This window comes from Paenibacillus sp. TY11 (assembly GCF_059772165.1).
This window is the reverse complement of sequence record NZ_JCBAIQ010000002.1, coordinates 378,415-393,831: the sequence shown is the minus strand read 5'-3', so window position 1 is coordinate 393,831 and position 15,417 is coordinate 378,415. Positions and strand designations below refer to the sequence as shown.

General features: G+C 47.7%; 16 protein-coding genes and 1 other annotated feature. Of the genes, 15 read left to right on the top strand and 1 reads right to left on the bottom strand.

Annotation, left to right across the window (positions count from 1 at the left end):
* Positions 1–40: 40 nt before the first annotated feature.
* The 9 genes from AC6EJC_RS04040 (at position 41) to AC6EJC_RS04000 (ending at position 8,390) form a co-directional block, all read left to right on the top strand.
* On the top strand, positions 41–385 hold the full coding sequence (locus tag AC6EJC_RS04040; RefSeq protein WP_023989440.1) for a YlmC/YmxH family sporulation protein: 345 nt from the start codon (positions 41–43) through the stop codon (positions 383–385).
* A gap of 80 nt (positions 386–465) precedes the next feature.
* Positions 466–1,350 (top strand): peptidoglycan editing factor PgeF, encoded by an 885-nt coding sequence (gene pgeF, locus AC6EJC_RS04035; protein ID WP_444952841.1) that lies wholly within the window; start codon positions 466–468, stop codon positions 1,348–1,350.
* A gap of 8 nt (positions 1,351–1,358) precedes the next feature.
* On the top strand, positions 1,359–2,060 hold the full coding sequence (locus AC6EJC_RS04030) for a YggS family pyridoxal phosphate-dependent enzyme (RefSeq protein ID WP_444952840.1): 702 nt from the start codon (positions 1,359–1,361) through the stop codon (positions 2,058–2,060).
* Positions 2,051–2,503 carry a cell division protein SepF gene (locus AC6EJC_RS04025; protein WP_444952839.1) on the top strand — a complete coding sequence of 151 codons (453 nt, stop codon included), beginning with the start codon at positions 2,051–2,053 and terminating at the stop codon, positions 2,501–2,503. Before AC6EJC_RS04030 ends, AC6EJC_RS04025 begins: the two co-directional genes overlap by 10 nt.
* A 7-nt stretch (positions 2,504–2,510) precedes the next feature.
* Complete coding sequence (locus tag AC6EJC_RS04020; RefSeq protein WP_023989436.1) at positions 2,511–2,768, top strand: YggT family protein; 258 nt, start codon at positions 2,511–2,513, stop codon at positions 2,766–2,768.
* Positions 2,769–2,776: 8 nt separating this feature from the next.
* Positions 2,777–3,559, top strand: a complete 783-nt coding sequence (locus AC6EJC_RS04015) for a YlmH family RNA-binding protein (protein ID WP_444952838.1) — start codon at positions 2,777–2,779, stop codon at positions 3,557–3,559.
* A gap of 171 nt (positions 3,560–3,730) precedes the next feature.
* Positions 3,731–4,240, top strand: a complete 510-nt coding sequence (locus AC6EJC_RS04010) for a DivIVA domain-containing protein (RefSeq protein ID WP_013311075.1) — start codon at positions 3,731–3,733, stop codon at positions 4,238–4,240.
* Between the two features lie 168 nt (positions 4,241–4,408).
* Positions 4,409–4,688 (top strand) — a binding site (T-box leader).
* 79 nt (positions 4,689–4,767) lie between these two features.
* Positions 4,768–7,857 carry an isoleucine--tRNA ligase gene (gene ileS, locus AC6EJC_RS04005; protein ID WP_444952837.1) on the top strand — a complete coding sequence of 1,030 codons (3,090 nt, stop codon included), beginning with the start codon at positions 4,768–4,770 and terminating at the stop codon, positions 7,855–7,857.
* 140 nt (positions 7,858–7,997) lie between these two features.
* Positions 7,998–8,390, top strand: coding sequence for a DUF5665 domain-containing protein (locus tag AC6EJC_RS04000; RefSeq protein WP_444952836.1), 393 nt, complete (start codon positions 7,998–8,000; stop codon positions 8,388–8,390).
* A 29-nt stretch (positions 8,391–8,419) separates the two neighbouring features.
* Here the strand turns inward: AC6EJC_RS04000 and AC6EJC_RS03995 are convergent, their stop codons facing one another.
* Positions 8,420–9,154, bottom strand: coding sequence for a TraR/DksA C4-type zinc finger protein (locus tag AC6EJC_RS03995; RefSeq protein ID WP_444952835.1), 735 nt, complete (start codon positions 9,152–9,154; stop codon positions 8,420–8,422).
* Positions 9,155–9,391: 237 nt separating this feature from the next.
* Between AC6EJC_RS03995 and lspA the strand changes: the two genes are divergently transcribed.
* From lspA to carA, 6 genes are all read left to right on the top strand, one after another.
* A complete protein-coding gene (gene lspA, locus AC6EJC_RS03990; RefSeq protein ID WP_023989430.1) occupies positions 9,392–9,883 on the top strand; it encodes a signal peptidase II in 492 nt (163 codons plus the stop codon).
* A gap of 1 nt (position 9,884) precedes the next feature.
* Positions 9,885–10,856, top strand: coding sequence for an RluA family pseudouridine synthase (locus tag AC6EJC_RS03985; RefSeq protein ID WP_444952834.1), 972 nt, complete (start codon positions 9,885–9,887; stop codon positions 10,854–10,856).
* A gap of 504 nt (positions 10,857–11,360) precedes the next feature.
* Positions 11,361–11,927 carry a bifunctional pyr operon transcriptional regulator/uracil phosphoribosyltransferase PyrR gene (gene pyrR, locus AC6EJC_RS03980; RefSeq protein ID WP_444952833.1) on the top strand — a complete coding sequence of 189 codons (567 nt, stop codon included), beginning with the start codon at positions 11,361–11,363 and terminating at the stop codon, positions 11,925–11,927.
* The gene (locus tag AC6EJC_RS03975; protein WP_444952832.1) at positions 11,924–12,838 is read left to right on the top strand and encodes an aspartate carbamoyltransferase catalytic subunit; all 915 of its coding nucleotides are present in this window, start codon (positions 11,924–11,926) and stop codon (positions 12,836–12,838) included. Before pyrR ends, AC6EJC_RS03975 begins: the two co-directional genes overlap by 4 nt.
* A gap of 58 nt (positions 12,839–12,896) precedes the next feature.
* Positions 12,897–14,219, top strand: a complete 1,323-nt coding sequence (gene pyrC, locus AC6EJC_RS03970) for a dihydroorotase (protein WP_444952831.1) — start codon at positions 12,897–12,899, stop codon at positions 14,217–14,219.
* Positions 14,220–14,280: 61 nt separating this feature from the next.
* Positions 14,281–15,417, top strand: coding sequence for a glutamine-hydrolyzing carbamoyl-phosphate synthase small subunit (gene carA / locus AC6EJC_RS03965; protein WP_444952830.1), 1,137 nt, complete (start codon positions 14,281–14,283; stop codon positions 15,415–15,417).

Sequence of the window (15,417 nt, the reverse complement as noted above, 5' to 3'; positions counted from 1 at the left end):
TTTTGGGCTCTTCCGCTCATATAGTAAAATAAAGGATGTGATGCGTGTGAGTGCACCGGAAACGTCAGTAAGAGCAATGAAAATTTCCGAGTTTCAAACAAAGGATGTCATTAACATTGTAGATGGGCGACGTCTGGGACAAATCAGTGATTTGGAGATTGACGTACGGCAGGGGAAAATTGAAGCCATTGTGGTTCCAGGCAGCAGCCGTTTTATGGGCTGGTTTGGAGGGGGAAGCGAGTTGGTTATTCCTTGGCGCAACATTGTGAAAATTGGTTCGGATGTTGTGCTTGTACGACTGGAAGGGTTGCATGAGCCGCCGGGTGAAGGGGAGGAAAAGTTGTATATCGAACGTCAGGAGCGGAGTGACCGACGGGGTTTCTGAGTCTGCAGTTACGTATTTTAACGTGTTGTGAAGACACGGCGGCGGCTTTTTGGTACACTGGGCAGTAGAGGTGAGAACTAATGGAACCGTTTGTGGTAAATACCGGGGCTACGGGTACTACGTCAATGGAAAATGGCGAACGTCCCGTACCGGAGTTGTTATATATTCAATCTTGGGAGCGGCAGGTTCAGGGCTTGACAGCGGGTTTTACAGGGCGTCATGGCGGTGTTAGCGAAGTGCCATACGATAGTCTGAACTGTGCGTTTCATGTAGGGGATGACCCAGAGAAAGTCATTCGCAACCGTCAGCTTATTGCTGAGCAGCTTGGTTTTGCCGCTGAAGCATGGACGTGCGGTGAGCAGGTTCATGGTAATCATGTTGCTGTCGTGAAAGCTGCTGATCGCGGGCGAGGCTTTATGGATCGTGCATCTGCTTTTCAGGACACAGATGGACTATTGACGAATATACCTGGCATTTTGCTGACATCCTTTTACGCGGACTGCGTACCATTATATTTTTGTGATCCAGTGCGCCATGTGATTGGGTTGGCGCATGCAGGCTGGAAGGGTACGGTTGCGGAGATCGCATTGAAAATGGTGCAGACCATGCAGAACGAATATGGATCTCAGCCGTCTGATTTGCTAGCAGCTATCGGTCCTTCCATTGGTTCTGAATCATATGAGGTAGATGAGCATGTGATGAGTCAAATTCGGGTTTTGGAGCATGATTGCCCGGGTAATGATAAATGGGAAGGTTCTGTTTATTTCCCTTTAACCGATGGAAAAACACTACTTGACTTGAAACAATGCAATCGACACATTATGATGAAAGCAGGAATATTGCCGAGCCATATCGAACTTACTACCTTATGCACGAGTAGCCGTAGCGATTTATTTTTTTCATATCGCAAGGAAGGCGGCGTTACAGGAAGAATGGCGAGCTGGATTGGTCTGGAAGAGAGGTGAGTCCTCCCGTGTCTTTGGAGGAACGAATTAAAGGAGTGAACGCCCGTGTAGAAGCGGCCTGTGCCCGTAGCGGACGTTCACGTGATGAAGTAAATGTGATCGCTGTCACGAAATATGTTTCGGCGGCGACAATGACATCGGTATTGGACAGTGGTTTGGAGCATGTGGGCGAAAATCGCTGGCAGGATGCTGCAGATAAATGGAGCAAGTTGGGTGACCGGGGAACGTGGCATTTTATTGGTCATCTCCAAACGAATAAGGTTAAAGATGTGATTGGAAAATTTAAATTTATACATTCGCTTGACCGCTTATCGCTCGCTCAGGAATTGGACAAGAAGGCAGCCGCTCTGGGACTGCGAGTCAAAGCTTTTGTGCAAGTCAATATTTCTGGGGAAATCTCGAAATATGGCTTATCCTCTGAGGCGGTTGCCCCCTTCTTGGAGCAAATTCGCGAGTTGGAACATGTGGACGTGATCGGCTTGATGACGATGGCTCCTCATGAGGAAGACCCGGAAAAAACCCGACCTGTGTTTTGGGGATTGCGTGAATTGCGTGATACGTTAAATGGACAAGCCTTGACCAGAGAACCCATCGTTCACTTGTCTATGGGGATGTCCAATGATTTTGAAGTGGCGGTTGAAGAAGGAGCGACCTGGCTGCGGCTTGGTTCCGTACTGGTCGGACGAGAGGAGGATTTCCATTGGGCGTAATGAATAAGTTCATGAACTTTCTGGGGCTTCAGGAAGAAGAGGAAGTTATAGAGCGAGAGGTTATGAATACGCCGGAAGATCAAGAAATTGAAACCCCAAGCTTTGATAAACGTAAGAACCAGAAGGGCACTAATGTTGTCAGCATCCATTCACAGAAAAATGTGAAAGTTGTCCTATTTGAGCCGCGTTCTTACGATGAAGCGCAGGAAATTGCCGACCACATTCGTTCCCATCGCACCGTCGTAGTCAATTTGCAACGAATTCGCAAGGATCAGGCGCTACGCATTATTGATTTTTTGAGTGGTACTGTGTATGCACTGGGTGGTGGTATTTCCAAGGTCGGTAACAATATTTTTCTGTGTACACCGGATACGGTTGAAATTCAAGGCTCCATTACGGAAATACTGGCTGACACTGAACAAGAACTTAACAGAATGAGGTGAGCTTTTCTTGATCGAGGTAATTTACTGGCTATTTCAGATTTATTCGTACATGATCATTGCATATGTTCTGCTGTCATGGCTTCCTAATGCCAGAGAGAGTGTGATCGGTGATTTACTTGCCAAGTTTGTGGAGCCGTATTTGTCTCCTTTTCGCAGGTTTATACCGCCAATCTTCGGGATGATTGATATTTCACCCATCGTTGCGCTGATTGCTCTGCGTTTTGCGTCGTACGGTTTGATTTCTTTAATCGGTAATTTCGTCTAGGAGGAGTTATGCGAACTGAGATTTATGAGCATTTTCACCCGGATGAACGGGATTATGTGGATCGCGCTTCCGAATGGATCAGTCATGCGGGAGCTTATCATGAGCAGAAGCTGACTGATTTTTTAGACCCGCGCCAACAGTACATATTGGAGACACTTGCTTCGAAGGAAGACAAGGTCACGATTAGAGTAGATGGCGGATATACGGCTTCGGAACGAAAGCGGGCGCTGATTGCGCCCGATTATTCGTATTTGGACGGTGAGGAGATGGGGATTCAGGTCCTTTCCATCACTTCTGACGATCAAAAAATAGATACCCTTGAGCACGGCGATTATTTGGGTGCCCTATTGGGGCTTGGAATCAAGCGTGGAAAAATCGGGGACATTCACGTGCTGGATGACGGGTGCCATGTATTGGTAGCTTCAGAGATCGGTGATTTTATGACGATGCATTTGCAGCAGGTACATCGTGTTCATGTATGGACAGAACTGTTGCCTGTAGCGAGTCTGCGAACGAAGGAAGTTGCATTAGAGGCGTTGGACCTAACGGTGGCTTCTTTGCGTCTGGACGGTATTGCCAGCGACGTGTACAAGCTGAGCCGCAGTAAAATATTAACACCGATTCGGGCGGGACGGTGTCGGGTAAATTGGAAGGTGGAGGAGAATCCATCCACTCCACTTAAGGCTGGGGACGTTATTTCCATGCAGGGATTTGGGCGTTTCAAAGTGCTTGAAACAGACGGAATGACAAAAAAGGGAAGATTCCGTGTCAAAATTGGTAAGTTTGTATAGCAGTAGGCAGGATTCACGAGCTTTCTGTCGAAAGAATTAAGCTAAAGCGAAGAACTGGAACGATTTTGCTCTGTACAGTATTCACAAAACGGGGTATGATGACCGATAGATGATAGTGAGCGTCGTGACGCGGAAATGTATTTTTTGTCAATCTTATAGGAGGTGGACGGCATGCCATTAACGCCATTGGATATACATAACAAGGAATTTGCCCGCCGGCTTCGCGGTTATGATGAAGATCAGGTTAATGAATTTTTGGATCAGGTGATCAAGGATTACGAGGGCGTTATTCGTGAAAATAAAGAACTGAGCACCCAGTTGTTGAACGTACAGGAGAAGCTCGATCATTTCGCGACGATTGAGGATACGTTGAGTAAGACAATTATCGTGGCGCAGGAAGCGGCTGATGAAGTTCGTAACAATGCCAAGAAAGAATCTCAACTGATCGTGAAGGAAGCGGAAAAAAATGCGGATCGTATTGTGAATGAAGCATTATCCAAATCCCGCAAAATCGCGTTGGAGGTTGAAGAACTGAAGAAGCAGGCTTCAATCTACCGAGCACGGTTTCGTACACTGGTGGAAGCACAGCTTGACTTGTTAAGCCAAGATGGCTGGGAAGCACTTGAAAACCGGGAACGTGAAGTGCTGGAGCGCGAGCGTGAAATGAAAGAAATTTACTAATTGTCATTTCTGACAAGCGTTATTAGGCGCTGTTAGGGTTGACTTTTATCTTTAAACAGGCTATAACTGTAAATAATATACTGAATTCAACGATTATCCGTCCGTCGGCTAATGGTTGTGATTCAAGGCGCGATATTGCTGATTTAATATCTCGATGAATTTAACATGTTTAATTCGTTGATGGGAACGAGTACGTCATGATTTGTCCCTCAGAGAGTTGGCCTTCCGGTGCAAGCCAACGTTCAGAACATGACCGAAGATCCTCCCGGAGAAGTGAGCTGAAGCGCTTGATTTTACGGCGTGTGTAAGCAATCACCGTTTGCCATGCGTTATAATGGCGCCCTGCTGTAGTTGAGTGGGGCTCAGAGTGCCGTGACGAGACCGTTTTTTTTAGAATGGTCTGTTTACGGAATCAGGGTGGTAACGCGAGCACAGTCTCGTCCCTTTACAGGGACGGGGCTTTTTTTGTTGCTTTTTTTAGGAAACGCTAGCGAAATCTATGATGAGCAGAGAGGGAGTATGACATTATGAACAGAGTGGATGTTAAAGAAAAAGCAAGGGCTCGTGACCTGCGTATCCTGAGCAAATGGAAACAGGAGGACACATTCCGTAAATCCATCACAAATCGTGAGGGAAAGCCAAATTTTGTGTTTTATGAGGGCCCACCAACAGCTAACGGTAAACCGCATATCGGCCACGTGCTGGGTCGTGTAATTAAGGATTTCGTCGGCCGTTATCAGACAATGAAGGGATACCGCGTCGTACGTAAGGCGGGTTGGGACACGCATGGCTTGCCGGTAGAATTGGGTGTGCAAAAGCAACTGGGGATCTCCCACAAACCTGAAATTGAAGAATACGGCGTTGAGAAGTTTATTAAAAAATGTAAGGCGAGCGTGTTTGAGTACGAGCAACAATGGCGTGATCTAACCGAAGCGATCGGATACTGGACAGACCTCGATAACCCGTACATTACACTGGATAATAAATATATCGAGAGCGTATGGAACATTTTGGCGACGATTCATGAAAAAGATCTGCTGTATCGTGGTCATCGTGTGAGTCCGTATTGCCCGGATTGTCAGACAACACTAAGTTCCCATGAAGTAGCGCAGGGCTACAAAGATGTGAAGGATCTGAGTGCCACGGCCAAATTCAAGCTGCATAGCAGTGGTGAATATGTACTGGCTTGGACGACAACACCTTGGACCTTGCCGAGTCACGTGGCGCTCGCCGTCAACCCTGAACTGGAATATGCACGTGTGAAGCAGGAAGACGGTGTATACATCGTTGCTAAAAATCTTGTTGAGGACGTAATTAAAGGCGATCATGAAGTGATTGGCACGTTATCCGGTTCGGAACTGGTTGGCCAAACCTATACTCCGCCATTTACGTATTTCCAGGTTGAGAAGGGTAATCAGATTCTGGGTGCGAAGTTCGTAACAGACTCCAGCGGTACAGGTATCGTTCATATGGCTCCGGCGCATGGTGAGGATGATTACCGGGTATGTCGTGAAAATGGTGTTGAGTTCATCAACGTGGTGGATCTTCAAGGTAACTATGTAGAGGAAATCACTGATTTTGCAGGCCGTTTTGTAAAAGACTGTGATGTAGACATTGTTAAAATGCTGTCCGAAAAAGGCTTGCTGTACAGCAAGGAAAAATACGAGCATAGCTATCCGTTCTGCTGGCGCTGCGATACTCCATTATTGTACTATGCTATGGACAGCTGGTTTATCAAAACAACTGCGATCAAGGATCAATTGATTGCCAACAACAGCGAAGTCGAATGGTACCCGGGGCATATACGTGAAGGACGTTTTGGCAAGTTTTTGGAGGAACTGGTGGATTGGAACATCAGTCGTGATCGCTATTGGGGTACACCGCTAAACATCTGGGTTTGTGAAGAAACTGGAGAACAGTTCGCTCCACATAGTATTGCTGAATTGAGGGAACGTGCGATTGGCGATGTACCAGCGGACATCGAGCTGCACAAACCATATGTAGATGATATTAAGGTTCGTAGTCAATGCGGTAAATACGAAATGACTCGTACACCGGAAGTAATCGACGTATGGTTCGATAGTGGCTCCATGCCGTTTGCACAGCATCATTATCCTTTTGAAAATAATGAAACGTTCGAGCAGCAATTTCCGGCAGATATGATCTGTGAAGGGATTGACCAGACTCGTGGCTGGTTCTATAGCTTGCTTGCGGTTTCGACTATGCTGACTGGCAAAGCTCCTTATAAAGCTGTCATGGCGACAGGCCATGTACTGGATGAGCAGGGGCAGAAAATGTCCAAATCCAAGGGTAATGTTATTGATCCGTGGGAAGTGATTGACGAGTACGGTACAGATGCTTTCCGCTGGGCATTACTGTCAGATAGTGCACCATGGAATAGCAAACGTTTTTCCAAAGGCATTGTAGGTGAGGCTAAATCGAAGCTGGTGGATACGCTTGTCAATACACACGCTTTTCTGACCTTGTATGCGGATATCGACGGATTTGATCCGGCACAGCATCCGTTCAAACCATCGGCTCATAAGTTGGATCGTTGGATTTTGTCCCGTCTGAACAGCCTGATTTTGGTAGTGGACAAAGCGCTGGCTGTAAATGACTTCCTGAACTCATCCAAAGCGATTGAGTCGTTTGTGGATGAGCTGAGCAACTGGTATATCCGTCGTTCACGCGACCGATTCTGGGGCAATGGTCTTACAGAAGATAAGCTGGATGCATACCGTACACTGACCGAAGTGGTGTTAACGACTGCCAAACTACTTGCGCCGTTTACACCACTGCTTGCAGAGGATATTTACCTCAACCTGAGCAACGGGGAAAGTGTTCATCTGGATGATTATCCGACTGCCAATGAGTCCTTGATCGATTTGGAACTGGAACGAGATATGGAAACGGCACGCCGTGTCGTCGAATTGGCGCGTAACGTCCGCAACGAGACGGGTCTGAAAACGCGTCAACCGTTGTCCGAATTGATTCTGTCCATGGATCAGGACTTTGAACTGAGTGGTTATGAGGAAATCATCAAAGATGAGATTAACGTGAAGCATATTCATGTTGAGACGGACGATAGCGGCTTTGTAGATTTTACACTGAAACTGAATTTGAAAGTAGCAGGCAAGAAATACGGCAAAAATGTCGGTTTCCTACAAAACTTTTTCAAGGGAATGTCTGCTGAGGATACCCGTTCTGTTGTAGAAAAAGGAGTGTTAAACGTCGCTTCTCCAGAAGGTGAAGAACTGCAAGTTACGGCCGAAGAATTGCTGGTGGAGAAAAAAGCGAAAGAAGGCTTCGCTTCTGCTTCCGGTTATGGCTTAACGGTAGCGTTGAACACAGACATTACGCCAGAGCTGGAGCAAGAGGGCTGGGTACGTGAAGTGGTTCGCGCGGTACAGGACTATCGTAAAAAACTGGATCTGCCGATTGAAAAGTATGTGGCATTGACGTTGGATGTAGATAACGAGTTACGTCAGGCAATCGTAAGTTTCGACTCTGTGTTGCGTGAGAACGTATTGGTAACCACCGTGACTTTTGGTCAAGTTGAACCGGCAGAACATGTGGAAGTGAACGGTAAAGCCATTGGCGTTCATATTGGGGAATAATTACAAGTCCCCTGTCCCATAATACAATAACAGGCAGCATATAAAAACGAGCCTAAGCATCGAAAACGGGTTTTCTCCGTTACGTGCTTCGGCTCGTTTGCTGCGTTCAGGGCAGCCATGGGAAAAGGAGGATTGTGCATATGACGGCACGATCAAGGCGTAGACAGGGGAGGAGTCTCCGAGGGATGAACGGAGAAGAGGCTGCCATAGCCTTAGATAAAAGCAAAATAGGTAATCAGGCAGAGCAGCTAAGCCGTGTGGAAAAGATGGTACGCACTGTTTCAGAGCAGATGGAACGCACACGGATTGCTGATTATGCATTGCTGCTGAATAAGCCTTGGCGATTACTCTGGCTAAATCTAATATCAGGTGTTTCCCGTGGAATCGGCGTCGCGCTAGGTTTTACTTTTTTTGCCGCTACCATTATTTATGTGCTGCAAGTGCTCGGAGCGTTGAATTTGCCGATTATCGGTGATTATATTGCTGATATTGTCCGGATCGTACAGCGACAATTGGAGCTGAATACCTACTAGCCACGGGTCTTTCACTGTTAAGACTGGGTTTACGATTCGTCTTCGTGCGTATCCGGCTCCAGCAGACCTTCACCCTCACCATCTTCCAAATAACGCTGATAAATGGAACTGCGGACAACAGATACATTTTTTCCATAGATGTCAGTAGCGATAAAGCTTTCGTAGGGTTCTACGAAGCCCATATTATCATCGCCTGCTTCAATTTCCATATCGTCGTAGCGGTGAATTTCGCGACTTTCAGCCATAGCTGGAGTGTTAGATGTTCCCCAGCTCTCAACGATTTGCCAGGCATCTTCACCATCAAAGCCATTTTGATCATCACGCTCATCAAGACTTGTTCTGCCAAATGCAGGAGCCAGAAATTCTTCTTCGACCGGGCGTCGATTAGACACTTCCGTTTCAGGGCTATACTCTTTGCAGTAGATGGTATACGGAACAGCCAGCAGTCGTTCATAAGGGATAGGTTTACCACTGGTTACACAAATACCATAAGTACCCTTATCCATCGCCAGTAAGGCTGATTCAATACGTTCTAATTGAAATTCGTCGTGCTCCAGTAAGGAAATATCCTTGGCTCGCTCGTACGTTTCGGTAGCCAGATCGCCCGGATGATTATCAATAGGGGAAAGCTCGCCGGTTTGGTCGCGTTGAGAATCGCCGAGTCCGTAATGTTCGTTGCCTTGCAAACGATGCTCAATCTCCTTTTTGCGTTCCAGCAATTCGTTACGCAATCCCTGTAATTGTTGCTCCGTCAAATGGGACATGGAATCCTCTCCTTATTTCTAGGTTTAACATGCGTATACGTTGTTTCGGGTATGCTCCTTATAGTTTGCACCGGGAAGGCCTCTTTTACATAGGAAATTCTGATCAAATGCGACGGAGCTGATTTCGTTCATAAACTGTACCCGATGCTGGTGGGTTTCGTGGACGATCTAAGAAGGCTTATGCTACAATAAATGGGTTCGACAACGGATATAAGCAGATCGGAGTGACGATGGACTGTGATTTATTTTGGTATTGCGCTAATTATTTTTTTGATTGATCAGGGAGTCAAATATTTGGTGGCTACGCGGATGGAATTGTACGAGCAAATACCAGTCATCGGCAATTTCTTTTTAATCACCTCCCATCGTAATCGTGGAGCCGCTTTTGGGATTTTGGAAGGCCAACGTTGGCTTTTTATCGTGATTACAATTGTAGTGGTGATCGGTATCGTATGGTACTTGCGAAAAACAGTCAAGGCTGGGCAAAAACTACTTCCTGTTGCGCTAAGTTTGGTGCTTGGGGGAGCGGTCGGTAACTTTTTGGATCGGGCTATTTCAGGGGAAGTGGTTGATTTTGCGCAATTCAATTTTGGAAGCTATACATTCCCGATTTTTAATGTGGCAGATTCGGCGATTGTCATCGGTGTAGCACTGATTATTTTGGATACATTATTGGAATCGCGTCGGGAAAAAGGGAATGGCAATGATAGCATTGAAGGGAAGTCATAGCATGAACGAAGTGAATGAAAACGGCGAAGCCGCAGGTCTGTCTTATGAGGACGAACTGGAGGGTGAATTCCTGGAATGGACAGCGGATTCCGGGGATGCCAAAACGCGTATAGACAAATATATCGCCGAAGAAATGAAGGAAGTGTCTCGTTCTCAGATACAGCTGTGGATCGGGAATGGTCGCGTGCTGGTGAACGGTACGGCGATCAAGGCGAACTACAAGCTGGTTGAAGGAGATCGTATTGTATTATCGGTACCGGAGCCAGAAAGTGTAGATATTATACCGGAAAATATTCCGTTGGATGTCGTTTATGAGGACTCGGACGTTATTGTCATTAACAAGCAGCGTGGTTTGGTCGTGCATCCTGCACCGGGACATTCCTCGGGAACACTGGTCAACGCACTGATGTACCACTGTCATGATCTTTCCGGCATTAACGGTGAATTACGTCCTGGTATTGTTCACCGTATTGATAAGGATACATCAGGACTGCTGATGGCGGCTAAAAATGATCAGGCTCACGCATCACTTGCAGCGCAGCTTAAGGACCATAGTGTGACTCGGAAATATATAGCGTTAGTCCACGGTCATTTGAGCCACGATCAGGGAACCGTAGATGCTCCGATCGGCCGTGATTCGGGTGACCGTAAATTGTTCACGGTGACGGAACGCAACAGCAAGCATGCAGTTACTCATTTTCTTGTGATTGAACGTTTGGGCGATTATACGCTGCTGGAACTTCAATTGGAGACAGGACGCACGCATCAAATTCGTGTCCACATGAAATTTATTGGGCACCCATTGGTTGGTGACCCTATGTATGGGCGCAGCAAAGGGGTTCGTATGGATGGTCAGGCGCTGCATGCGGCGGTACTGGGCTTTAAGCATCCATCCACTGGAGAGTACATGGAATTCAACAGACCGATCCCTCCTGATATGGAGGACGTGTTGGCATCGTTGCGTAGTCGCTAAAACAATGATGATCTGCATTCCTATTCACAAACCTGAATAAATTATTAAGTAAAACCGCCTAAATGGCGGTTTTTTTATTGTGGGACAAGGAATGGGGAAAAACAACTATGGATAATTATACAATGAAGTTGTATAATTATTAGAGTGCTTCCGGTGGTTCCGGTTGAACGGGTGTTGACACGCGATTTTCAATCTGTCATACTTCTTGTAGTTGCGATGAACTTTGTCCAAGAGATGGCTTACCATCTCACACTATGAGAAGCAGGACAGAGGAAATCCTGAATAGCACCTTTAAATCAGTCCCGTGAGGCTGGCAAGGTAACGTGAATGGATCACTGATCAGTGCATCCGCTGCGGCGGTATGTCTTCAGTGTGTCCGAGAGATCGGAGAACAGTAGAAGACTGTTCATACGAGACTCCTTGCCAAACTTGGGCAAGGAGTCTTTTTTGTATCCGAACACGGGACCAGGTCTGAAGGGAACATCACCTGAGGAGGCTGGAAGCATGAGTAATGAAACACATGTACTGATGGATGAAATTGCGATTCGTCGGGCATTGACGCGGATTGCGCATGAAATTTTGGAGAAAAACAAAGGTATTGACGATTGTGTGCTAGTAGGTATTCGAACACGCGGAGTTCATCTGGCGCAGCGTCTGGCTGAAAAAATTGCTGAGATTGAAGGCGCACCAATTCCATGGGGAGAGCTGGATGTCACAGCCTACCGGGATGATCGGAGCAGCGTTGCCGAGGCAAAAGGAAATGGAAAAGAGCTTTTGATGAATCCTGCTGACGTATCGGTTCATGATAAGAAAGTCATTCTCTTTGACGATGTGCTGTACACAGGCCGCACCATCCGCGCGGCGATGGATGCATTGATGCACTGCGGACGACCGCAAATGATTCAGCTGGCAGTGCTAGCGGATCGTGGACACCGTGAGCTTCCGATTCGTCCAGATTACATCGGCAAGAACATCCCGACCTCCAAATCTGAGGAAATCGTAGTTGCGCTTCAGGAGACGGACGGTAAGGACGAAGTGACGATCATTCAGAACCGGGGGGAACAGGTATGATCACAACAGCCAGTCAACTTAAAGAACGTAGCCTGCTCGGGTTAAAGGAACTTAGCCGAAATGAAATCGAGTCCATTCTGGATCGCGCACATTATTGGGAATCTCAGCCGGAAAAGCTGGTTCCAGTACTGCAATCACGCTTTGCAGCCAACATGTTTTTTGAAAACAGCACTCGCACCCGCTTTTCTTTTGAAATGGCAGAGAAACGGCTGGGAGCTCAGGTTTTGAACTTTTCCGCTGCGGCTTCCAGTGTAGAAAAAGGGGAGTCCATTTACGATACAGTACGTACGCTCGAATCCATGGGCATTGATGCTGGAGTCATCCGGTTAAAGCCAGCCGGAGTGCTGCAAGAGCTCGCTGAGAAGGTCAGTGTCCCACTAGTTAATGCGGGGGACGGCAACAATGAGCATCCAACGCAGGCTCTGCTGGACCTATACACCATGCGCAAAACTTTCGGTGAGCTTAAAGGCTTGAGAGTATCCATCATAGGAGACATTCTGCACAGCCGTGTAGCTCGCTCGAATCTGTGGGCCTTGCAAAAATTCGGAGCCAAGGTTAGCTTCTGCGCACCGGATAATATGCAGGCACCTGATCTTGCCGCGTACGCGCCTTATGTATCGATGCAAGAGGCATTGCAGGCGGACGTGGTCATGATGCTTCGGGTACAGCTGGAACGGCATGCCGAAGGGATGTTGCGCTCAGCGGATGAGTACCGGGAGCAGTACGGTTTGACAGAGGAAAGAGCAGCGAACTTGAAGCCTGGAACGATTATCATGCATCCGGCTCCAGTGAATCGGAATGTGGAAATCGATAGTACAGTTGTAGAAAGCGAACAATCGCGAATTTTTCCGCAAATGGCAAACGGGGTTCCGATTCGCATGGCGGTTATGGAACGGGCAATGAAGCTGTAGAAGCTGTCAGCAGATCGTAGGAAAAAGTTGCAGAAAACTGAGCGGAGGAATATTTCAGATGAAACAATTAATTATGAATGCAAGCGTATTGAACGAGCAGGGCGAGGTTGAGTTGAAATCCATCCTAATCGCCGACGGAAAAATTTTGGCTATCGCAAATGCGGATGCTGGAGTTAGCCTACTTATGGAAGAAGGGGCATCGGGTCAGGAACGCGAAGTCGAAAAAATCGACGCCCAGGGAAAGCTGGTCATCCCCGGTTTAATCGACATGCATGTGCATCTGAGAGAACCTGGCTTTGAATATAAAGAAACGATTGAAACGGGCAGCCGCGCAGCGGTTAAAGGTGGATTTACCACGATTGCCTGTATGCCAAACACACGCCCGGTGACGGACAATGTAGACACGGTTCAGCTGGTACTGAAAAAGGGGCAGGAAGCGGGGCTTGCCAAGGTTCTTCCTTACGCAGCCATTACGAAAAACGAACTGGGACGTGAGTTGACAGATTTTGAAGCGCTCAAAGCAGCAGGTGCAATCGGCTTTACTGACGACGGCGTCGGGGTGCAGAGTGCACAAATGATGAAGGATGCCATGTCACGGGCCAAAGCGCTGGATATGCCGGTTATTGCGCACTGCGAAGATAACACGCTTGTTGAAGGAGCAGCGGTGACAGACGGCGAATTTGCCAAGCGTCACGGGCTCAAAGGCATACCGAACGAATCCGAGGCGATCCACGTCGGACGTGACATTCTACTATCCGAGGCAACCGGGGCACACTATCATGTATGCCATGTCAGCACGGAGCAATCAGTGCGTTTGATTCGCCATGCGAAATCTTTTGGCATTAAGGTAACTGCTGAGGTATGCCCGCATCACTTGGTATTGTCAGATGAGGACATTCCTGGGCTGGATGCGAACTGGAAAATGAATCCTCCGCTACGCTCCCCACGTGATGTGCAGGCATGCATCGAGGGACTGGAGGACGGTACGATTGACATCATCGTAACTGACCATGCAGCACACAGCGAGGAAGAGAAGGCAAAAGGTATGGAACTGGCGCCATTCGGAATCGTTGGATTTGAGACGGCCTTCCCGCTGTTGTACACGAAATTCGTAGCTACCGGACAATGGACGCTGGACTTTCTGGTGCGCCGTATGACGGCTGATCCAGCGCGTGTCTTCCGCCTTGACACGGGACGCTTGGAAGAAGGAGCTCCCGCCGACCTGACCATGATTGATCTGGAGCAGGAGCAGGCAGTTGATCCGCAAACGTTTGCCAGCAAAGGACGCAACACTCCTTTTACAGGCTGGAAGCTCAAAGGCTGGCCCGTGAAAACTTGGGTAGACGGCAAACTGGTATGGTCTGCTGACGAAGCAAAGTAAATACAAACCACTTTAAAAATAGAACCTTATAGCAGGAAACAATATAGAGGAGTGAGACGGGATGCAGGCAAGATTGTTACTTCAGGACGGCACGCTGTTTACAGGTACATCATTTGGTGCAGAAGGTGAAAAAACAGGCGAGGTCGTTTTCAACACAGGGATTACAGGCTATCAAGAGGTGCTGACTGATCCCTCTTATTGCGGACAAATCGTAACGATGACTTACCCGCTGATTGGCAATTACGGAATTACTCGTGATGACTTTGAATCGGTACGGCCTTATGTTCACGGCTTTGCTGTTCGACATTACGAGCCGGCGCCAAGTAACTGGCGTGCTCAATACAGCGTGGGCGATTTGCTGAAGGAATATGGCATCATTGGCATTAGCGACATCGACACCCGCATGCTTACCCGGATTATTCGCCATCACGGCACGATGAAGGGCATTTTAACGACTGGTTCCCAACCGCTGGAAGAACTAAAAGAAATGATGTCTGACATGACCATTGAAGAACTGCGCAATCAGGTTCCTTTGACTTCCACACCTCATCCGTTCAGCAGTCCTGGCAACGGAGAGCGGATCGTATTGATTGACTATGGTGCCAAAAGCGGCATCTTGCGCGAACTGAATAAACGGGACTGCGACGTGGTTGTCGTTCCACATGATACGACGGCTGAGGAAATTCGCCGCTTGGACCCGGACGGTATCCAGCTGTCCAATGGCCCTGGAGATCCGAAAGACGTACCACATGCCGTTCGCACGGTGGCTGAACTGCTAGGGGAATACCCGATTTTCGGAATTTGCTTGGGACACCAGTTGTTTGCTTTAGCTTCGGGAGCGGATACGGAGAAGTTGAAATTCGGACATCGCGGTGGTAACCATCCGGTGAAAGAACTGGAGAGCGGACGCTGCTTCATCACATCACAAAATCACGGCTACACGGTGAATGAGGATTCAATCCAAGGTACCGAGCTTGAAGTGACGCATATTAATAACAACGATAAAACGATTGAAGGTCTTAAACATACCAAGTATCCCGCGTTTTCGGTGCAATATCATCCGGAGGCTGCACCAGGACCTTATGATAATGGCTACTTGTTTGACCGCTTTCTGGATATGATCCGTGAGCACAAAAGAAATCATCCAAAGCAACCGCGTCAGGCTGCTATCGCCGCCGCAGTGAGAGGAGAGCGCTAA